Annotated in this window: 12 protein-coding genes and 1 pseudogene; 3 read left to right on the top strand and 10 right to left on the bottom strand. The window is 63.0% G+C overall.

The window, feature by feature from the left end; genetic code table 11:
* Positions 1–51: 51 nt before the first annotated feature.
* Positions 52–375, bottom strand: a pseudogene (locus tag WT16_RS35630) (hypothetical protein); the annotation flags it as partial.
* Here WT16_RS35630 and gabP point away from each other — a divergent pair.
* Complete coding sequence (gabP, locus tag WT16_RS15090; RefSeq protein ID WP_009913713.1) at positions 328–1,731, top strand: GABA permease; 1,404 nt, start codon at positions 328–330, stop codon at positions 1,729–1,731. The pseudogene WT16_RS35630 and the gene gabP overlap by 48 nt on opposite strands.
* An 86-nt stretch (positions 1,732–1,817) precedes the next feature.
* Here the strand turns inward: gabP and WT16_RS15085 are convergent, their stop codons facing one another.
* Together WT16_RS15085 and WT16_RS15080 are read right to left on the bottom strand one after the other, a co-directional pair.
* Positions 1,818–2,651 (bottom strand): helix-turn-helix domain-containing protein, encoded by an 834-nt coding sequence (locus WT16_RS15085; protein WP_063533613.1) that lies wholly within the window; start codon positions 2,649–2,651, stop codon positions 1,818–1,820.
* A 13-nt stretch (positions 2,652–2,664) separates the two neighbouring features.
* Positions 2,665–3,168 carry an NADH-quinone oxidoreductase subunit B gene (locus tag WT16_RS15080; protein WP_006029436.1) on the bottom strand — a complete coding sequence of 168 codons (504 nt, stop codon included), beginning with the start codon at positions 3,166–3,168 and terminating at the stop codon, positions 2,665–2,667.
* A 512-nt stretch (positions 3,169–3,680) separates the two neighbouring features.
* On the opposite strand from WT16_RS15080, the gene WT16_RS15075 reads away from it, so the two are divergent.
* Positions 3,681–4,835 (top strand): STY4528 family pathogenicity island replication protein, encoded by a 1,155-nt coding sequence (locus tag WT16_RS15075; RefSeq protein ID WP_063533867.1) that lies wholly within the window; start codon positions 3,681–3,683, stop codon positions 4,833–4,835.
* A gap of 804 nt (positions 4,836–5,639) precedes the next feature.
* Entirely contained in the window at positions 5,640–6,503 is an 864-nt protein-coding gene (locus WT16_RS15070) for a phage integrase N-terminal domain-containing protein (RefSeq protein ID WP_063533612.1), read from the top strand.
* 20 nt (positions 6,504–6,523) lie between these two features.
* Here WT16_RS15070 and WT16_RS15065 read toward each other — a convergent pair whose 3' ends face one another.
* Genes WT16_RS15065 through WT16_RS34935 form a run of 7 tightly spaced genes read right to left on the bottom strand, consistent with a single transcriptional unit; the run spans position 6,524 to position 20,800 of the window.
* The gene (locus WT16_RS15065) at positions 6,524–7,261 is read right to left on the bottom strand and encodes an HNH endonuclease (protein ID WP_063533611.1); all 738 of its coding nucleotides are present in this window, start codon (positions 7,259–7,261) and stop codon (positions 6,524–6,526) included.
* Between the two features lie 24 nt (positions 7,262–7,285).
* On the bottom strand, positions 7,286–9,217 hold the full coding sequence (locus WT16_RS15060) for a chromosome segregation protein SMC (protein WP_231892068.1): 1,932 nt from the start codon (positions 9,215–9,217) through the stop codon (positions 7,286–7,288).
* A gap of 1 nt (position 9,218) precedes the next feature.
* Complete coding sequence (locus WT16_RS15055) at positions 9,219–14,186, bottom strand: DNA methyltransferase (RefSeq protein WP_063533609.1); 4,968 nt, start codon at positions 14,184–14,186, stop codon at positions 9,219–9,221.
* A complete protein-coding gene (locus WT16_RS34945) occupies positions 14,183–14,704 on the bottom strand; it encodes a hypothetical protein (protein WP_231892067.1) in 522 nt (173 codons plus the stop codon). Before WT16_RS34945 ends, WT16_RS15055 begins: the two co-directional genes overlap by 4 nt.
* Positions 14,701–16,977 carry a helicase-related protein gene (locus tag WT16_RS15050; protein ID WP_231892066.1) on the bottom strand — a complete coding sequence of 759 codons (2,277 nt, stop codon included), beginning with the start codon at positions 16,975–16,977 and terminating at the stop codon, positions 14,701–14,703. The genes WT16_RS34945 and WT16_RS15050 overlap by 4 nt, the downstream gene beginning before the upstream one ends.
* Positions 16,978–16,988: 11 nt before the next feature.
* Positions 16,989–18,605 (bottom strand): DUF1998 domain-containing protein, encoded by a 1,617-nt coding sequence (locus WT16_RS34940; protein ID WP_231892065.1) that lies wholly within the window; start codon positions 18,603–18,605, stop codon positions 16,989–16,991.
* On the bottom strand, positions 18,602–20,800 hold the full coding sequence (locus WT16_RS34935; RefSeq protein ID WP_231892064.1) for a helicase-related protein: 2,199 nt from the start codon (positions 20,798–20,800) through the stop codon (positions 18,602–18,604). The genes WT16_RS34940 and WT16_RS34935 overlap by 4 nt, the downstream gene beginning before the upstream one ends.
* Between the last annotated feature and the right edge of the window lie 20 nt (positions 20,801–20,820).

The raw sequence follows: 20,820 nt of genomic DNA, 5'->3' as shown, positions 1-20,820 counted from the left end.
GCGCCGCGCCGCACGTTCGCCGATCCGGCAAGTGGTTCCATTGAAAATCGCGAATTGGTTCTTAGTCGCGAACCGTTTGATGCTTACACTGCTTCGCTTCGAAGGCGGCCGGTCACGATGCCGACGACAGGCGCGCCGCCATGCGCGGCGCATGGCGAACGCAGTCTCGCAGATCTCGCGTGGCGCGCTTGTCCGGATGGCCGCAGGCATGACGTCCGGCTGACGCGCGCCGCCCGTCGCGCCGTGCACGGTTCGATAACAACAAAGCCCCCGCGCCGCCTTCACGCGATGCCCGGTCACACCGGAACCGTTTTTTTGGAGGGAGACATGAAAGAAAGTCAGACAGGCCTCGGAACCGGCCTGAAGCAGCGTCACGTCACGATGCTGTCGATCGCGGGCGTGATCGGCGCCGGGTTGTTCGTCGGTTCGGGGCATGCGATCGCGGAGGCCGGGCCGGCCGCGCTGATCGCGTACGCGATCGCGGGGCTGCTCGTCGTGCTCGTGATGCGGATGCTCGGCGAGATGGCGGTGGCGCAGCCGGACAGCGGTTCGTTCTCGACCTATGCCGATCGCGCGATCGGCCATTGGGCGGGCTTCACGATCGGCTGGCTCTACTGGTGGTTCTGGGTGCTCGTGATCCCGATCGAGGCGACGGCCGCCGCGACGATCCTCAATGCGTGGTTTCCCGGCGTCGCGACGTGGATCTTCGCGCTCGGCATCACGTCGGTGCTCACTGTCACGAATCTTTTCTCGGTCAAGAATTACGGCGAATTCGAATTCTGGTTCGCGCTCATCAAGGTGGTCGCGATCGTCGTGTTCCTCGCGATCGGCGGCGCGGCGATCGCCGGCCTGCTGCCGGGCTCGAACGTGTCGGGCGCGGCGCGCCTCGTGAATGCGGGCGGCTTCATGCCGAACGGTGTCGGCGCGGTGCTCGCCGCGATGCTGACGACGATGTTCTCGTTCCTCGGCACCGAGATCGTCACGATCGCCGCGGCCGAATCCGAGCACCCGGAGCGCCAGATCGTCCGCGCGACGAACTCGGTGATCTGGCGGATCTCGCTGTTCTATCTCGGCTCGATCTTCGTCGTCGCGGCGATCGTGCCGTGGAACGACGCGCTCCTGCCCACGCACGGCTCGTATCAGCGCGCGATGGAGCTGATCGGCGTGCCGCACGCGAAGGCGATCATCGACGTGATCGTGCTGGTGTCGGTCGCGAGCTGCCTGAATTCGGCGCTCTATACGGCGTCGCGGATGATCTTCTCGCTGTCGACGCGCGGCGACGCGCCCGCGCGCTTGCGCCGTACCGACGCAAGCGGCACGCCGCGCGCGGCCGTGCTCGCGTCGACCGCGTTCGGCTTCATCACGGTGATCGCGAACTACGTGATGCCCGAACAGGTATTCGGCTTCCTGCTCGCGACATCGGGCGCAATCGCGCTGCTCGTCTATCTCGTGATCGCGATCTCGCAACTGCGGATGCGCTCGACGCTCGATGCGACGGGCGAGCGCCTGCCGCTGCGGATGTGGTGCTTCCCGTGGCTCACGTGGGCGGTGATCCTGTTCATCTGCGGCGTGCTCGTCGTGATGCTGCTGCGCGAGGATCACCGGATGGAGGTCGGCGCGACCGCGGTGCTCGCGCTCGCCGTCGTCGCCGCGTCGCGGATGAACCGGCGCGCGCGCGGCGGCGACGAGCCGACGCCCGCCGCCTCGCAGGTGTCCGCGAATCTGCGGTGACGCAACGCCGGCACGCGGGCGCTTCGGCCCGAAGGGCGGCATCGAGCGGTGTGCGGCGATACCGGCTGCGGTCCGCCGAATGCGCGTCACGCGTCGAGCAGAATCCGCTTGTCCGCGTGCTCGTAGCGATACATCGCCATCGACGCTTGTGGCGCGTCGCGCACCGCGGCGGCGAGCTGTACGGGCGCCATGCCCGCGTAGCGCCGGAAGTCGCGCGTCATTTGCGCGTGGTCGTAATAGCCGCAGTCGATCGCCATGCCGCTCAGCGCGGGCAGCGAGAAATCGGCGGCGATCAGGCGCGACAGCGTGCGCGCGTAGCGCAGCAGCGAGCGCATGTCGCGTTGCGATGCGCCGAACGTGTCGACGAACAGGCGTTCGAGCTGGCGCGGGCCGCGGCCGAGCTGCGCGGCGAGCGCGTCGCGCGGCGCGTCCACGCATGCCGGCGGCAGCCGGATGCCGCCGCTGTCGCGTTCTTCGGCAACATGCGCCTGCATCGTCAGCCAGTCTTCCAGCGCCGCGACCGCACGGTCGAGCGTCGGCGCGCGGCGCACGCCGTCGACGAGCGCGCGCACCGCCGCGCGGGCAAACACGGCTTCGAGCGGCGATCCGTCGTCGTATGCGGCGGTCGCGCCGCGCGGCATCACGCGCCGGATCTGTCCCGGCCGGAACACGACGCTCACGTAAGTCGTTCCCGGCAGCAGCGTTGCCCAGACCGCGCTGCGCTGCGGGCGGCACATCAGCGTCTCCGTATGCGCGACGCCGCCCGGATGCACGCTCGCGCCGCTCGCGAACACCGTGATCGACGCGCTCGGCGTGGCCGGATACAGCATCGGGCCCGCGCGCGCGACTTCCACGAAATAGCAGTTCACGATGTCGCGCAGGCGTGGGTGAGGTGCGTGGAGTCGTCGATAGGCGGGCATGGATCGTCGTCGGTCAGGATCGCGCGAACAGTTTAGGCCGGCTGTGCGTGCTGCGCTCGGCGACTTTGCGCTGCAGTTGCATCAGGCCGTAGACGAGCGCCTCGGCGGTCGGCGGACAGCCGGGCACGTAGATGTCGACGGGCACGATGCGGTCGCAGCCGCGCACGACCGAATAGCTGTAGTGGTAATAGCCGCCGCCGTTCGCGCACGAGCCCATCGACACGACGTAGCGCGGCTCGGCCATCTGGTCGTAGACGCGGCGCATCGCGGGCGCCATCTTGTTGGTCAGCGTGCCGGCGACGATCATCAGGTCGCACTGGCGCGGCGACGCGCGCGGGATCATCCCGAAGCGGTCCATGTCGTAGCGCGCGCCCGCCGCGTGCATCATCTCGACCGCGCAGCATGCGAGGCCGAATGTCATGTACCAGAGACTGTTCTTCTGCGCGGCGGCCATCGCGGCGTCGAGCGTCGTGACGATGAAGCCGTCTTTTTCGAGAGTGAAGGGATGGTTCGCCATGCCGAGTGGAGTCGAAGAGCCGGTGTCGAACGCAGACTCTATACGCGCTTGCGTCGGGTGGCTTGTACGAATGCGACGCGCGGCGGCGGCGGGCCAGCGGGCATGATATGCCCGGGCGGCGGTTGAAATGCGGCGAAGAGGACGAACGGCTCGGGAGGAACGGCCCGGCGGGCGCGGGCGGCGGGCGATTGCATCCGCTGCCCGCGCCGCCGGGCGCTGCGGCTCAGACGTTGATCACACGTTTAAACGTTGATCCGTCGGCAAAGGCCCATAAACGCTAGGTTTCACGGGGAAAGCGCGTCACGGCCTTCGCGGGAATCGCTGGAAGTACCCCCAGTTGTACCCCCAAGGGGGTATCGGGATCATAGACCAGTCCTGATGACGATGCCAACACTGTTCCAGCCAAATCAAAACGGTTATGGCGCAGACCGCATTGTTGGCTGACGTCCGGGATGGCACGCGATGAGATGCAGGGGAACGGGCCGCTGTGGCCCATACCTTGGAGATATCTCATGGCAGACCGTCACACCCACCACAACCCGCAGGGGCAAGATGCCTTGTTCGCCACGCCGGCCTCGCTCATGCTCGATGCCCGCCTCACGCCGCTGGAGCGCAATGGCTGGCAGGTTTTGCGTATGCTGCGCTCTGCAGAGGGTATTAGCCCGCTGGCGAACTTAGGGCAGTTGCGTCGCTACCTCACCTCTACCCCGCTGGGGCAGCGGGCCGGGTACGAGACGGCCCGGCGTGTCCTCATCGTGCTTCGGCTTACGGGATGGATCAGCCTCGTAGGCCAGCACCGCGATCCTCTGACCGGCCATGTTCTCAGCGAGTTGTATCAGGTTCACGAAAGCGCCCTGGACTTCCAGCAGGCATGCACGCTTGACGGCAGTCTCGCGCAGCTTCTGCAAGCCTCCATCGGCCACGAAAACAATCAGGTGGATCGTGTCGCCCTGCACATCCAGGCAACGCTTGCGCAGGCACCCAAGGCGGCTCCTGCTGCTATCCACGAACAGCGCCGTGATGACGATGACCCACCGCCTACGCCGCCATCGCCAGTGAGCCAGAAGGCAGACCAAGTATTGGCATCCGGCGATTCCGCTAGCAACATGGCAGTTCCACAGCAGACCGAACATGCACGCCAGATGACGCCCGAGCAAGGCAGTACGTATAAGACGTATTTGTATAAAAAGGAACGTACGTACCGCACACGCGCGCATGAGGATGGCGATTCCGCATCACGGCCGGTGGCCTTGCCGCCCTGCCTGACCAACGTCCAAGCAGACCAGCAAAAAGACGTGCTGTCTGCTCTACGGAGGTTGCCGCCACAGCAGCGCCAAGACGTACTGGACGAATTGCAGGCCCGTAGCCAGAGCGGCACTGTGCGCAACGTCGTCGCCTACTTCTTCGCCCTGGTGAAGCGCGTGTTTGCAGGCGAGTTTCGCTTGTGGGCAGGCCGCAGGGAAGAGGTTCCCGCCCCCCAACCTGTCGCGAGCCAACCTGCGCTGCGTACCGAGGCCCGCCCGGAACCGCCCACGCAACCGGCATCGCGTGAAACTGCGCTGGCGCACATCGCCAACATCCGCCAGAGGCTGAACGCTCCGCTGAAAGCCGGAGACCTTGCTGCACGGGTGATGCAGGCCAAGGGATGGCGACCCCAGCCTGCCTAGGCACGCTCCACCTTCACCGTTAGTGGCCTGCGGACCTCACCAAAGTGTGCTGGATCGGCTTTGCAGACAAGCTGCCTGTGCAGGAGTGGCATGGCGCACCCATGCCGCTCCTGCACAGGCAGCCGACAAGGCGAAGGCCGCGTCAGCGCCGCAAGCAGAGGATATGCGCGCCTGCCGCACCCGTTGCACAACTAACGCTGCGAGACGGGCCGTCACTGCACACCGCAGTGACGGCCCCCCGGCCCCTGCGCGAAATATGGGCTTGGGCACGTTCCTATTGTTTGCGGCATGCGTGACGATGCCCATCTACACTGGGCCTGAACGACACCAAGACCGATGGGCTTAGTACATCGGCAACCCCAAAGACGCTGGTTCCTGCAAGCGTCACCCTATCCAGGGCGGAACCCTCCCCAGGCATGCCCAGGCTCTCCCGCATGCCGCTCCTACCCACGGAGCAGAGCTTTTTTGTTCCCGCGCTTCGGCGCTCGTCTGCTGTTCCTGCGCGCCCATGGCGCATGTTTCCTCGCGGTCTTTTTCTGAGCGCAATGCCCAGGGCCGTCCGCGCTCCATCCCACTCACTTTTACGCAGGAGGTTTTTGTCACTGCCATTGGCTTTGTTTTGTCCCGCAGTACCTCCCGCCCGGCCTTCCTCCAGGAAGCACGGCGGGCGCCTCAGCTGAGGCAATGGGTGAACTGAGCACCCGGCCCTTGTCCTTCGGGAGTCTCGCCCTGGCGAGTCGGCAACAACACTTACCGATGTACCACTCAGCCTTGCCATCTCGTCACCTGAACAGGAGAAATGCGATGGATGATTTGACCTATACGCTGCGCCAGCTTTGCCAGCGCAACCGCGACGGCAGCCACGCCACCCAGGCCGACCGGCTTCGTGCCCTGACGCTGGTTAGCCGCCAACTGCGCGAGGCCGGTTTTAGGCAAATGCGCGCCGGCTCGCTCAAGGGCAAGCACGTCGATACCCTGGTGGAGCGCTGGCAGGCCGAGGGCCTGTCCACCGGTACCCTGAAAAACCGCATGGCTCATCTGCGCTGGTGGGCCGAGAAGGTAGGCAAGGCCGGCATCATTCCCGCCGACAATGCCCGCCTCGGCATCCCTGAGCGGCAGCATGTGACCAACGCCGACAAGTCAAAGACGCTGGGGGATGCATTCGACGGCGTGCGCGATGCGCATGTGCGGATGAGCCTGCAATTGCAGCAGGCTTTCGGGCTGCGGCGGGAAGAGTCCATCAAGTTCCAGCCCGTCTATGCCGACCGGGGCGACCATATCGCGCTCAAGGGGAGTTGGACCAAGGGCGGGTGCGAGCGTACCGTGCCGATCACGACGGCCGAGCAGCGGCGCGTGCTCGATCTGGCGCACCAACTGGCCGGCGCGGGCTCGCTGATCCCGGCGCACAAGAACTACATTCAGCAGCGCCACACCTACGACGGGCAATGCAAGGCGGCGGGCCTGAGCAACATGCACGGTCTGCGGCATCGGTACGCGCAGGATCGCTATGAAGCGCTGACGGGCTGGAAGGCTCCGGCCGCAGGCGGGCCTGCAGCTCGGTCCCCGACGCCGGCGCAGCGCACGCTAGACACGCAGGCGCGGCAGGCCATCAGCCGCGAGTTGGGACACGAGAGGACGCAGATTACCAGCGTGTACTGTGGAAGGTAGGCTGCGGCGTTAAATGCCAGTTACAGCTTGGCAACATTCCTGCGGTGAAAACTTAGATACTCGATATGTCCGGGCAGAATGAAACGCAAACGCGTAAAGCTGTCCAGGTGCAGAATCTGCTGCGCGTCCCGTGACAGCGACGATGAGATCAGCAGCCCCCCGTCGTCGCCAAATGTGATCAGGCCTTGGTCGAACAACGCATCGTAGTGAACGGTCAATAGCAAGCCGTTGAACGGATCGAGCTTTTCGCTATTGTCAGCCAACGACCAGGGTTTGGCATGGCTGGCCCGCAGCAGAGAGAGTGGCAAGTCACAGCCCGACAGTGCGCAACGTCCATCCCATAGTTCCAGCAAGGCTTCACGAAAGACGTCCTGCCCTATGCGTTGGCGTACTTCGTCGGTACGCTCCGTAGTCGGGATCGCAGCCAGTCGCGTTTCCATCTTGGCAGACAAGACCGAGGCCGGGTGCGTTTGCAAGGAATGGAGAACGCGTAGCACGTCATAAAGTTGAGGGGCATCTGCAGCCAGACCTGCACTGGCCATACCGCGTGGTAGCTGCTGTGTTACGGGCATCAGGCCGATACGAGCTATAGCGTTGGGTTCCGGCGCCGCGAACAAGACCCCCTGTTCAGATACACGCACTGCCACACGAATGGGAGTTCCACTGATTCCAGCCAGAAACCAGCCGTCTTCGGCTGTGGAGAGTAAATCGTAGCCGCTGTCGGTCAAGGCTTTCACGACAAGGGTAGGCAGCTTCATTTCGCATGGAATCATGCTTGCCCCTCAAAGATCTCGTTTCAAGAGACGGGCAGAAGCAGGAGAGCCCCGCAGTTGTATGGCGACCCAAGGCGCCTGTGCGTATGCTTGTGGCGGTGGCGTTGTTGTCGTTACGATGTACTGAAACAGGGGAGCTGACCCGAGCCCCTCCAGTTCATGCACAAGATGAAACAGGCCGTGGTACAGCGCGAGCCCCAAATCGGCTTCTCGCGGGCTGTCATGAAGCAGAAAAGCCGGGAGTCTGGTGTCACCTTCGATGCTCATGCATAGGGTCGCGAGATCGAAGGCCACGACCTTCAGCGAGTCGATGGCCGATGTCGAACGATCTCCGCCCATCTGGACAATCAGGCTCAGCCCGTTTCCGGTCAATCGGATTTCGCCACTGGCTTCAGGTCCGACCAGACGCCTGATGATCGGGTCGAACTTCTGGGCAAGCTTCGAGAAAGCCGTTGCATTCTGGTTTTGCAGTGCTCCGATTCGCTCCCGTGCTTGCTCAATGTCGGTCTGGTGCCTGTCCAGGCGGGCTTCGGCAGATTGTTGCTGTTCGAGTAGCGCGGCCAAGCGCTCGACGTCGTCCACTGCCTTGCGCGCGGCATACCACGCCCCATCGCGTTGCTCGCGAAGTTTCAGCAGATTCTGGTAGCGCTGCTCCTTGCGCGCCGCATCCTGTTTTGCTAATGCCAATCCAGGCCGCAACTGTTTCAGTAGGGATTGGGCAGATTCGAGGCGCCCTTGTTCATCCTTGAGCGTTTTCCTACCGCTCTCCAACCGGGCCTTGCAGGCCTCCAGATCTGGAACCTTATGTGACAACCCGCATTGGCTCGCCAGCACGCGGTCAATCGGCACCTCGCAGATGGGACAGGGATAATTCTCTGCTTCCTTGAGTGAGTAGACCAAGGTTGGATGTTCGCCCTTGATCGCGGATATCGCGCGCTCGATGGCAGGTATCACAGCCTCTTGTTTTCCGATATCAGCCTGGATTCTTGCCACCTCCGCCTGGGCGCTTTCGTGCGCCTGCCGCACGGAATCAATATCCGGAGTTGCGCCCGAACTGTTGGACGGAGTTTCCGCTGCCAACCGTTCCTGCGCCGCCCGACGCAGAATTTCGACGCCCAGAGCGCCTTGCGCAAGTTCATCGTCTGTGACGCCAAGCACTTCCAGAAGCTGCTTTCTGAGCTTGCGGATTTCCCAGGCGCGATGGCCTATTTCCTGCTCCTGGCTTCGACTTGACTCGCTCATGGCAGCAATGTCGACACGTAGCGTCTGCTCGGATGGATCGATGGCGTTCAACAGGGCGCGCAGTGCTTCCAGTCTCTCGGTTCGGTTCAGTCCACGCGCCGGCGATTCCGAGTCGGATAGCGAGGATCGCCATTCAAGGACATGGTCGAATCTGCATTCCTGGTCCCTGCTCAACAGCGCCAAGGCAATCTGCCAAGCCTGATGCCCTTCTTTTTTGCCAGAGATCAGATCCCTGACGCCTGGTGTCAGGAGATTCTCTTCGATGGCGTTGAGCAGTGGAGACAGGCTCGTGGCCTGCATTTCGCTGAGGACAAGCTCGTCGAGATTGCCGCCCGATACGGCGAAGTGCCGCCTCCGGATGCCCAATGGCCGAAGAACGGCCCAACAGGTGCCATCCAGCACGACCTCCATTCCAACCCATCCGTTGGGAAATGCAGAACCGATTCCGTCCCGTTGATCTTCGGGAGTAAACTTGTCCTCGCCCAGGCAATAGCGCAGCAGCCTGCAGAACAAGGTCTTGCCTCCACCATGGCCGATGCCATTGTCGTCCGGCGTCCAGACGATATTCAGGCCTGGGCGTAATGAGACATCCCGCAAAGGCTGCTCTCCAGGCTTTTCCCATATCACCAGCCGCTTCACCCATAGACGTGGCTCATGCATCTGTGCCGGCGGAGTGATGCATAGCTGTTGCTGGAACATGTCAGGCTGCGGTTTCAATCCATCCCCCTATCTCGTCAGGCAACTCACGAATGACACGATCGAAGTCCTGTCCTCGCGCTTGCAGGAAAGCAAGAACCATCCGGGCGCGCCCTTCGGCCCATTCGGCAGCAGGAACATCCAGTTCGGCACCTTTGGCCCAAGTTCCCGCCGCCAGATCTTCAACCAGGTAGCCATTGCTTCGCAGGAAACGCACAGCTCTGCCCCAAGCCTGATTTGCACGCGGTGTGAAGCTCAACACCGCTCCGGAGAGCGGCCTGGCTTCTTCGCCTATCAGACGTTGCCAATCCAGAGCATCCTGCGCGTCCAGCAAAGGCGTCATCAGCCTGGGCTCAAGCGCCAAGACGGCAGCAAGGCGTACATGGCACACTGGCCATGGGGCTTCCGCAGCCTTGAGCAAGGCGGCCAGGGCCACCCCCGTCTCAGCGACTTCATCCTGTTGTGGTCGTGTCAAGAATCCATCAGGCAGGGATGCGCGGTCTACGACGTGCCGAACCATGACTTCACCCTGAACAGGCAATGCGTCTTCTACCTGGATACCCCGCTTGAAGGCTTCCAACACCAGATGCTGGGTTCGGTACTGCACGTAGTCGCGACGGGTTTCGCCATCGACACTGGCCAATCGAAGGGGCGTAGCTGACGACTCCTCCCTGTACTCCCCGAGATCCCGCAGCTCATTATTTCGGAGTACGCGGAAGGTTTCGCTAGGGTAGTCTTCGCCGGCCACGTCGGCGGGATCGAGGATGTAGCGCAGTTCTTCCCCGGTGAGACCGTAGAGCCTGGCGTAGTAAGCATCGAGTTCGGCACGCAGATGGGCACGGCGTTCGGGGCGCCAAGGGAAGGGTGAGCCGGTATAGCCAAGGTCGGCAGCCCAGTCAGCCAAGTCGTGGGCGGTGTAGGTCAGTTCCAGTACGCGCGGGACGATAAAGGCCAGATCGGCTTCGGTGTAGCTATCGGGAGGCAACACAGGAAGCTGCTTGGTGTAGCCATAGGTGAGATGTGTTCCCCCGACTTTTTGCCGCGCAACGTAATCGAGGACGAGCGAATTCAAGCATCCAAGCAACGCCGCTTGTTTCTTGGGCGATTCTGGTGATAGCCACAATGGCATGGTGTGCCCTACGCCAGCCCGCGGAATCACCAAAGCGATTACGGTGCGCTCGTCCGTGGCACGGCAAATATCCCGCCAGCCCACCAACCAGCGAGGACTGCGGCGATCCATCCAGGTGTCGAGTTCGGTATGCAGGGCGTTGTCGCGGGTATCTGCGGCGGTTAGCGCGGCGATACCTTGCAGAATCGCGAGTTCGCGGTCGGTGAGCGGCAGGCTGTTGTCCTGCTGTGCCCATTTCACAAATTCAGTGATGGCCTTTTTGCCGGTGATTCCGTTGTCGCGCAGAGCCGCAGCGCAGGCAAGGTAATTGCTGACCAAGGTATGTTCCACACGCGGGGTGGTATGCAGTTTCCAGGCATCGTTGTAGCTACCGTCAGGATTGACAGAGCCAGCGTCACGTCGGAAGAGTTCGCCGGTGATCCACTGGGCCAGCGCCAGCCACAGGGCATCCAGTGCACTGCGCCGCTCGCTTGGAGAGCCAGCCTGGTGCCCGGCCAACCAAGCTTTGCTGACGGCGCGAGGGACGCGAGCGATGCGAGCCAGCACTTCACACTGCTCGACCCAATAGCGCGGGCGCAGGGTGAAGCCCGCATCGGCTTTTTGCGCCTTGCTCAAGCCCACCGTGGCCAAATCATCCTTACGGGAGGGATCGCCCACGTAGCTGACCCAGCGATGGTCGAACTGGTGGATCATCTTGGCTTCGTACAGGGGCAAGCGATCCGGTGAATCATCGTCTCGGAACAAACGGCTGTCATTGGACATATGGAACATGGTTTGGAAGCGCATACCCCAGGGGTTGGCTTCCGGTTCCACAATATCGCCGTTTTCGTCCACGTGCGCTTCGCGAATCAACACCGGCGCCATGCGATAGAGTTTTTTCGTCAGTTCCGCGTCGCGTTGGCTGCGAAACACCGGGCAGGTACTGGTGTTGGGATTGATCTGGGCGAACTCCTGCGGGCTCAGGGTGAAGTGGCGGTGGGAATCGGCTAAGTGGCTAACCTGAGTGGCAAAGCAGACAAATCGCGCAGCGTCCGCTTTGCCCAGAGTCATTAGGCAGAATTTGTAACTGCGATGCACGCCGGGGAACACCCCTTCAACGTTCTCAAAGTCGAACAGGCTGACCAGTCGCCCAGATTGGCTGATAGTGGAGAAGAACGCCTTGGTGGAATCGTCGGTAGCGATGCCAGTGGGCACGATCAGCCCCGTGCGCCCCTGCTGCCCCACCAGTTGCGCGAAGGTCTCGGCAAACAGCGCATATGTGTTGACGTCGCCGACACCGGTCATAGGATAGCGTCCTCCCTCGCTGCGCTTGACGTGAACGAAGGCGCTGGTGGCCTCAGCGGTGCGGCGGGTAGTGATGAACTCTTGGTACATGCGACGTTCGCTTTCGCACGCCAGTTCAGAGCGATGCCCATTCGGATCCAAATTGCTGGCCAACGTTCCTTCACTCAGCCACTGGATGCGTTGACTGCGTTCGGCCTTGTTCCTAGCGTTGGCGATATCGCCGTGGCGGTTGGCGAAGAACTCCTCTTCTTGCAACTTGATGCGTTCCCACGGCGGGTTGCCCAGCATCACGCTGAACCCACCATGTTCGGCGATGTGAGGGAAGGCTATCCACCAGTGCAGCACCCGAGCCTGAGCACAAGCGGCCCGAGCAACCGTTTCCGCGTCGGCCAAAGTTGGCTCCACTTCGTTGTTGGCCACCGCCCATAGGTGGCGCGAAGTGGGCAGCAGGCAGTCGCCAGTCTTGGACAGTAGGAAGGCGCCCATATACAGGTCGGCCAGACGGGCAAGGCGGCTCCGCCGGGCGGCTGCGCGGGCCTGCTGCCAGCGAGCCTGCTTGGCGGCTACCTGGCCCAGGTCGTCGTCGGTCAGTTGCTCCAGTGCACCGGTGCGGGCAGCCAGTTGTTCCTCACGAAACAGATCGCCGCTTTGCAGAGCACGCTGCCAGCTTTCCCGTTCCCGCTTGTTCTGTTTTTTCAGGACACTGGTCAGGGTCTTGTCGTCGCCGCTCAAGGGAGTGAAGGCGGCATCCGGGAGGCCCAGGTCGAGCGTGGCTGGGTCGAGGATGCCGAGCAGGGCATCGCCGCATTGCAGGTGGTGATCGAGAAAGCCCAAGGGCTTGTCGGGCGTCATGGCTTCCAGCCACAGGGACATGCGCGCCAGTTCCAGCGCAAGCGGGTTCAAATCCACGCCGTAGATGCAGTGGCCAATGACGTCGCGCAGCGCCTGACGGTAGTCGTCGCCGCTGGGCGTGCCCTGAGCGCGCAATTGCGCCAGGTGGTTGGCCAATCGCCTTGCAGCGGCGAGCAGGAAGTGGCCGCTACCGCAGGCCGGATCACAAACGGTAATGGACAGGAGTACGGCCTGCTGATCGCTGGCACCCGCTATGCGCTGGCGGATGACCGGCTCCAGCGCGGAGTTCAGCAATTCCTGTACCAGAGGGTCGGGCGTGTAGTAACTGCCGCTGGTCTTGCGGGCATTGCCCTGGCTTTGCTCGGCATTGGCAAAGCGGAACACACGGCCATCCTGGGCGACCTGGGGCACCAGTTCCAGCAGGCTTTCATAGACGCTCCCCAGTTCTTCCGGCCCCATGTCACGCCAGTTGATGCGGGTGAGACTACTGCCATCAGGTATCCAGGCCAGCCGGTGAGTCGCGGCCAGCAGGGCACTGTTGTTCAGGTCTGCGTGATCCAAATCAGGGCATTGATCGATCGCGAACAAACCGCCCAGTGCCGGCAGCGCCAGCAGCGGCTGCCCACTGGCCAGCCCTGCAAAAACTGGTTTGAGTCCCTGCCAGAGGTCGGTATGGCGATCCCAGCTACGGCGGCGGCGGGTGCGTTCGCGCAGGCGACGCAGGCTGTAGCCGTCCTGATACAGACGAATAGCTTCGGGGGCGGCTTGATCCGGGTGCAGCAGACCACGCTCCTCAATGGTCAGCAGGAAGATGAGCCGGTAGACCAGGCGCAGTAGTTGCTGGAAGTAGTCGTCGGGCGTGAGTTCGCCGCTCGCCAGGCGCTGACGCAAGGCGCCATTGGCGGCTTCGGACAGGAAGCCTTGACCCAGGGTCTGGAGCGCGTCCTCCACACCGACACGCAGTTTTTCGCGGGCACGGGTGCCCTGCTCCCGGCTGGCGGCGTACCAGGCTTCCAATGCGCATTGCTGCGGCAGTTGTTGGCCTTGGCCGAAGCGACTGGCGTGGATCAGCAGCCACAACAGTGAGAAGTCAGCGAAACGCTGCTCGGTAAAGATGCGATCCAGATCGGCTTCGATCCAGGCCGGGCGGGTCAGGCTGGCATTGTCGCGCGCCAACCGCAGCGACAATCCATTGCTCGCGATGCCCCACAACGCGGTGTTGGCCGCATTGAGGTAGTCCTGCAACAAGCCGAAGGCGCTGCGCTGGCGCCCGCCATCTCCAAAGCTGCGATCGCGCTCTTCCAGGCGCTGGTGGTAGGGAGCGACCACCAGCGGCAACCGTCCATCGCAAGCGGTGGCCGTGAGTGGATAGCTGCGCTCATCCAGAATTTGCGGCTCGATGCCTGCAACGATATCGGTGACGCCGAGCACTTCGCGCAGCAGTTGAGTGACGAAGCGTTGTGTCAATGCATGGGCGTTGCTCGCACCCGCGCGGGCGGCGGCGAAATCGTTCCAGTGCGCCTCTGCGATACGCCAGTAGCGCCCCAGTTCATCGCGCAGATTCAGGCCCTTTGGAACGCCATAGTCCGTGGGGGCCTGGTGTGCGACCTGCAGGGCGGCCACCTTGGCCAGCCACTCCGCCGGCAGCAGTCCGCCTTCGATGGCGATCGCATCGAACTGCAGCACAGCATCCTTGCGACGGCTCATACAGCACCTCCAGGCATCAGGACATAGGCGGCAATGACGTCCACCGGCTTGAGTGCGCGGACTTCATAGCGGCCCCGTGCATCGGCGGCTTCGCGCACGCGCCGGTGATCTGCCAGCAGTCTTTCGGCCTGGGTATCGGCGAGGCGTTGCAGTTGCTCCTGGCGCTGCTGCAGCGTCTCCAGCAGGTTGTGCATTTCGCGCCGACGCACCACGTCCGGCAGATTGCCTTGGGCTGGCGCCTCCAGCCAGGCAAGCAATTGATCACCATGAATTTCAACTGGATCGGTACGGCCTTGCCAGGCCACGGGCAGGGCCTCTTCGACCAGCAAGGTATGGTTACGGCCATCGCGGACGGTGCTGATCTGGTGCTGCAGGCGTAGCAACAGCACCGAGGTGACGCTCTGCACCGCCTGGCTGCGCCAGACGCCGATCCGGCCCAGCGTGGCCAGTTGCTGGCCGTCATGGGTTTTCCCCGCCAAGGAACGCTCCAGCAGTTCGTCGGCCAGGGTAGCGATCAACGGGTGGCTGCGGTGGATGAAACGGCAGCGCGGCGCAGGGGGCTGGTTGAAGTCGATGCGCAAATCGCCATCCACGCCTTCGGCTGCCAGCCGCTCCCGCAGCGTTGCGGGCAAGCGCTGATGGGCGCGGCGGTTCCACGGGCGCGCGGCGACAATCCCGCCCCCAGACGCGCCATGGCTTGGGTGGTAAAACGCTTGACGTCTTCGCCGCTGCCAAGCACGGCACGCATGCGCTCCCATTCCGGCAGTATGTCAGCAGGCCGCAAGCGGCGCTGGGCGAATACGGTGCGGTTCTTCTTAGCTTTTTCGGCCAGGCCGGTCCAGCGGACATCGAGTGCCCGGCTTTCCTCGTAGTCATCGAAATCAAAGGAGCGTTGCGGGCCGCCTGCACGTTCGCTGCGCAGCATCACGGCCTTCATCAGCGCCTGGGTGAGGGTGTGGTCGTCGTCGGGCAGTGGCACTGGCACGCCCAGTTCCTGACGGATCTTTTCCGCCTTGCGCAAGATAACCTGCAGTACGGCACCATCCACCGGGTTATTGGCGCCATAGATCAGGGTGGCGCGCACCCTGGGGCTGGTCTGGCCGAAACGATCAACCCGGCCTTCACGCTGCTCGTGGCGCGTGGGGTTCCAGGACAGGTCGTAATGGACGACGGCATCGAGGTTTTCCTGCAGGTTGATGCCTTCGGACAGGCAGTCAGTGGCAATCAGCAGGCGACGCTCGGCTTCGCCCAGGGCATCGACACGACGCTCCCGCTCTTCGGCCGGGAATTCACCCGTCACCACTTCCACGGTGACACCGCGGAATCTGCCTGTCAGATGGTTATGCAGGTAGCGGGCGGTGGCGATGTAGCGGCAGAACACCACGGGATTGAAGCCATCGTCGATAAGCTGCTTAAGATGGCTGCCGAGCAGACGCAGTTTGGGATCGCTCTCTTCACCGGCCAGTGTTTCGGCCTTGTTCAACAGGTCGAGCAGGGCAGGATCGCCGGTGTCAGCGGCTGGCACCACATCGTCTTCGCTGAGCGCATCTTCCGCGTCATCGAACAGCGGGCCGAGGATATCTTCAGGCGCCTGTTCCACCTGTTCGGCCAGCAAGCGGGTGCGCAGCGCCTGTACGGCCGCGGCCGGGCTGCTGGCGACGCAGCGCATCAAGGCCAGGGTGCCCCAGAAGCTGAGTCGCTGACTCCGCTCGTCCCCACCCGCGCGTTGTACCACTTCACGACAGTAGTCGAGCACGTCCTGAAAGAAGTTTTCCCACGGGCCTCCAAGGCGATAGGTCAGCTCGGCAGTTTCGCGCCGGGGGAAGATGCTGCCGTCCTGCCATTCGTCGATGTCGGGGCGCCGCCGCTGCACGAAGTGCAACGCCAACTGATCGCGCAGCCTTTCCTTGGTATCGCCGCTGGCGGTCGCCAGCGCAGCGAACTCCGGTTTCAGCAGCCCCAGCAAGCTGTAGAACGTATCCTGGTCGCCGCTGTGAGGGGTGGCGGTGAGCAGAACCAGGTGGCGCGCGTTGTTGGCTGCCAGCGCACGCAACAACTCGAAGCGCAGTTGCCGAGCTTGGCCCGCGCTGACGCAGGTGTGTGCTTCGTCGACGATAACGAACTCCGGGCAGGCACGGATGAAGTCGTGACGATGGCGCTCGGACTTGATGTAGTCGAGACTGACGACGGTGACTGGGTGCACCTGGAACAACGATTCACCGACCGGGATGCCGCGCTCCAATCGGGCTGCACTGGTCGCGGTGACAGCTACCGCGTGCAGGTGAAAGCGGTCGTTGAGTTCGCGCAGCCACTGTTCGACAAGGTGCGGCGGACACAAGATGGCCATACGCTGGATCTCGCCGCGATCCTGCAGCTCGCGCGCGATCAGGGCGGCCTCGATGGTCTTGCCGATCCCCACGTCGTCGGCGATCAGCAGGCGCACCGGATCAAGACGCAACGCCATCAACAGCGGCACCAGTTGATAGGTACGCGGCTCTACCGCGATGTTGCCGAAGCTGCGGAAAGGACCGGCTCCGCGACGCAATGCCAAGCGCAGCGAATCGGAGAGCAGGATGGCTTCGCCCTGACTGCCCTCCAGCGAGGGATCGGGTGGCGGGAAGTGAGCGGATTCGATGCTGGGTTCCAGGTCAATGTGGATCAGTGCGCCGTCCTCTTCAGTGCCGGACAAGGGCCGCAAACGCAACAATGGGGGAACGCTGCCGGGCTGCACGATCCATTCGCGCCCGCGCGCATGTATCAGGGAGCCCGGGGTGTATTGAGGAATAGACATCTCGATGGTTCTCATAGTCTCAGCAGACGGCCCAAACGCTGGAACAGCATCGGCCAGGCATCGGCGTCGGCAGGGAAGCGGATAAAGGTGTAGCCGCGGTCTTCCCAGGCGGCCTGCAAATCGCGCGGGGTATCGGGCAGGGCGATGGCGGCGTAATGGTCGGGCCAGTGCAGCAAGGCGAGGCCTTCGATTTCCACGCTCGCCGGATGCGGGCCACTGGGCAGATGCATAGCCACCGCCTGATGCCATTGGCCTGCCCAGCCAGACAAGGCTTCCGGCTCGGCGGGTAGAAACGGCTCGGCCTCTTGCTGCTGGGCAATGGCTTCGACCTGGGCCAGGCGCCAGAGAATGCGAACCGCCTCGGCGTTGCGCCGATCAATCAGTTCGTGGTCGGGCTGGTTGTAATAGGACAGCAGGCGACGGTAGCAACCCGCGACACAGCGGATATCAGGCTGTTCCTGGCGGCTCTCAAGGGCCGGCCATTCACCACCGTCAACCGGTACGTCGTAGTGCATGATGCGCAACGCATGGCGTGCAGCCTGTTGCAGCGCCAATGGATCATTGACCAGCCGGGTAAGCACGCCAGCGCCGCCTTCGGTCGCTTCATAGAACAGCACACCGTTGCGATGGCGAAGATCGGGTAACGCCTCGGCCAGCAATTCGGCCTCTTCGAGCTGGAAAGCCGCTTCAATACCGCGCTTGAGCGCATGCTGCAGAGTGACGAAGGTCTGTTCGTCCCAGGAGCCACAAGGTTGCAGCAGCAGGGCGTTCTTGTGATCCTGGACGTAAGGAACCACGCGTTGCGGCGGCAGACGATCCCCTTCGTTGGCGGTGTTGGCCGAACGGCGCTCCTCTCCCTCCCACCACCCTGTCCGAGAGTTGATGAAGAAGCCGAAGTCATTCGGTTCTCGGCGCCGGCGCAATCCCTTGTTGATGCGAGTAATGGTGGCACCGGCACCGTAGCGTAGAGTGCATATTCCTCCGTCACCGTCTTTGGCCAGCACGGTGCGCACGTCGACGTTGCGATTGCGGATCGCCCAGCGGAAGGTGGTCTGCAGTTCGAAGGCTTGGCGCTGTCGTTCCTCGTCATTGGCAGTGATGCGTTCGGTGGGCTCGGTATCAACGTTGTCGATGCGATACAGGCTGTTGATCTTCAGCGCATCCAACAGCGATTGGCCACAGGCATGGCAGTCGTTCCAATAGGATTCGAAATGCGCGCCGCCGCAGTTCGAGCAGATGCGTACCGACTGGGTACTGAGCGTGCCGCCGGCGCCGCCGGGATCATCGGACGACAATGCAATGCGAGCGCGTACTACCCTGTAGGCGCGGCCTTCGTGATACACCAAGCTGCGAGGCCCGAACTCGGAAAGTGCCAGAAAGCGTGGACGCTGGAGGAAGGTATTGCCGCCCCGCACATCGGCCCGGCCGGGGACGTAGGCCATCAACGGCAGCCGCGGAAAGTTGTAGCCCGGCAGAAAGCCCTCGGTGGCCAGATAACGGTAGGTGTAGAAATCGCTGGAGAAGGAGTCGCGGCCGTGCAGGAGCAACTCGATCTGATCGGACGCCTGCCGCCAACGGCGCTTGGCGTCATCGCGCTCGCGCTTATCGGTAATGGCGTAGTTGTTCAAGGTTTCATTGGCCAGGCGCTTCTGCCGTTCCGCCGAAGTGAATAGATCTCGCCAGCGATTGAAGGCACGATGGAAGGCTTCCGGTGCCGATGCAATGGCCGCCTCGGCATAGGCCTGGCAGTCGGTGAACCACGGAGCCGCTCTGGCGTCAGGTGTTCCTCCACCATGCGCAGCACGTTGATGGCTTGCCGGGTCGCCTCGGTTGTCACCCCTTCCTGACCCAAGGCTCCGACGATGTGCGCCCGCACGGGCAGTTGCGGCACGCCAGGATCGACGATGTTGGAAATCGAGCTGTCGAGCTCCTTGCGGCTAGCGGCCAGCCAGACAGCCTGAAGATGGCTCTGAATCAGATCCTGGTTGGCCAGATCCAGCAACGGCGCTTTGACCACGCCATGCACCATGGCGGTGGGCTCACGGAAGAAATACTGATCGTGCGGGCTGCGCGCGGCGTAGTAGGTCATTACCAGCGCCGCCTGGCCACTGCGACCGGCGCGACCGGCGCGCTGCACATAGTTGGCTGGTGTGGGGGGCACATTGCGCAGGTATACGGCATTGAGCGCCGAGATGTCCACGCCCAACTCCATGGTCGGTGAGCAGAACATCAAGGGCAAGAAGCGTGTAGGTTCGCCCTGCTTGTGCGCGATATCGTGCAGTTCGCCGTCTTTCAATGCGTCTCGCTCGCTGCTGCCGAAGCGAAAGCGGCTTTCGCGCAGTGCACGCAGTTCACCATCGACCTGGGCAGTATGTTCGCGCGCTTCCAGCCCGAACAGGAAGCGATCGCGTTGTCCGAGTATCGAGGCGATGGCTTGGTATTGCTGTTTGAAGAAAGCGTTCGGCCGCGTGCCGGACGTGTCGCCCAGATGAAATTGCACCCGGCCAGCATTGAGCCGGAAGCCTGGCACGTTGAACAGAGTGTGTTCATCCCTGCGAATGAAACCATCCTCTTGTGCGGCGCGGATCATGGCATTTAGCAAGGTCTGATAGTCGGCACGCCGCAAGTTGGCCGCCGCCGACTGCTCCCATGCTGCCGAGTTGCGCAGACTCTTGCCCAGGACCGTCTGCAGCCCGCCGCGCAGCACCAGTTCTTCATCTTTGCCGCGCAATGCATTCGCATTGGGAGGCTGAAGAAATAGCCAGCGCCAGCCGAGCAGGCGCTCTTCCCGACCAATGCCCCATGGATTGCACAGCAAGCGCAAGGCTTCGTCCTTACGCTGCTGCAACAGGCTGGGATCGAGGGCGGCGGCATCCACCGCCAGTCCTTTGCGCATGTAATCGAAGAGGCAGCGAAAGGCCTTTTCACGGGCCAGCGGCGTCGCGTTTCGCAGCAGGTCAGGCCCTTTGTCGAAACGCACCGCCTCACTGCAGAATGCCCGCAGGCCGGAGTAGTCCACTTCCAACAATCCCAGTTCTTCCAGGTTGGGATTGGTGTAGCGCCAACCGCGACGCTGGTCGAACCAGGCTCGGTACGCGAGCACGAAGCGCAAAGCTTCCTCCGCATCAGCCAGGTTCCGGCCGACCGATTGCGGCTCCTGCATCCACTCACCACGGTGGCTTGCTTCCGGGGTTTCCGTCGCACTCAGTGGCTGATCGAAGCCTAGGGCAGCACGTACGGCCGCCCCCAGCTCACTGTCGCTCAAACCCGTTGTGCCCGCCTGTACCAGCGCTCGATAGATGGCGCCGCGCAACAAGCTGACGAAGGTGAAGTCATTGAAATGGCCCGCCTGAAGCGCTGCGTCCTGGCGGTTGTCGGTGAAGCCCAGCAGTTTTCGTTTGTCGGAACCAATGGATGGCTGGCCGTGCATCCAGCGCAGCGCACTGGTAGTCAGCAACGTAGTCGCCGAGCTTCGCCCTTCCGCAGACAGTGCCGAAAGACGGTTGCCGTCCTTGCCCTGAGCGCCATGCACCGTACGGCAACGCAGGCAGTAACGGAACTTGCCGGGCAAGAACCAGGCCTCCTGGCCTCGCCCGACTTTGCCATTGCCTTGAATCGACAGTTGCTCGGCCTCCAAGCGCTGATGAGTGCGCTTGAATCTCACCTCACCATGCCGTGTGGTCTCAATCCACGACTCTGGATAGTCCTCCACCTTGCCCGTGAATTCGATGGGATCGTTGGCGTTCAGGGGCAGCAGGAAGCCCAGCCGTTCGCCGATGGCATCCTCTTCGACTTCGGAGGCGTCCGTGTCGTCATCCCGCATTTTCGGCATATCGTCGATGT

It is taken from the genome of Burkholderia sp. MSMB1589WGS (assembly GCF_001636105.1).
Taxonomy (GTDB): Bacteria; Pseudomonadota; Gammaproteobacteria; order Burkholderiales; family Burkholderiaceae; genus Burkholderia; species Burkholderia humptydooensis.
This window is presented reverse-complemented; position numbering and strand designations above follow the sequence as displayed.

Bases quoted from the DNA above. Each gene is read 5' to 3' on its own strand.
- WT16_RS15085 (WP_063533613.1), bottom strand. From the start codon at position 2,651: ATGCCCGCCTATCGACGACTCCACGCACCTCACCCACGCCTGCGCGAC.
- WT16_RS15065 (WP_063533611.1), bottom strand. From the start codon at position 7,261: ATGAAGCTGCCTACCCTTGTCGTGAAAGCCTTGACCGACAGCGGCTAC.
- WT16_RS15070 (WP_063533612.1), top strand. From the start codon at position 5,640: ATGGATGATTTGACCTATACGCTGCGCCAGCTTTGCCAGCGCAACCGC.
- WT16_RS15060 (WP_231892068.1), bottom strand. From the start codon at position 9,217: ATGTTCCAGCAACAGCTATGCATCACTCCGCCGGCACAGATGCATGAG.
- WT16_RS15050 (WP_231892066.1), bottom strand. From the start codon at position 16,977: ATGTCTATTCCTCAATACACCCCGGGCTCCCTGATACATGCGCGCGGG.
- WT16_RS15080 (WP_006029436.1), bottom strand. From the start codon at position 3,168: ATGGCGAACCATCCCTTCACTCTCGAAAAAGACGGCTTCATCGTCACG.
- WT16_RS15075 (WP_063533867.1), top strand. From the start codon at position 3,681: ATGGCAGACCGTCACACCCACCACAACCCGCAGGGGCAAGATGCCTTG.
- WT16_RS34935 (WP_231892064.1), bottom strand. From the start codon at position 20,800: ATGCGGGATGACGACACGGACGCCTCCGAAGTCGAAGAGGATGCCATC.
- WT16_RS15055 (WP_063533609.1), bottom strand. From the start codon at position 14,186: ATGAGCCGTCGCAAGGATGCTGTGCTGCAGTTCGATGCGATCGCCATC.
- gabP (WP_009913713.1), top strand. From the start codon at position 328: ATGAAAGAAAGTCAGACAGGCCTCGGAACCGGCCTGAAGCAGCGTCAC.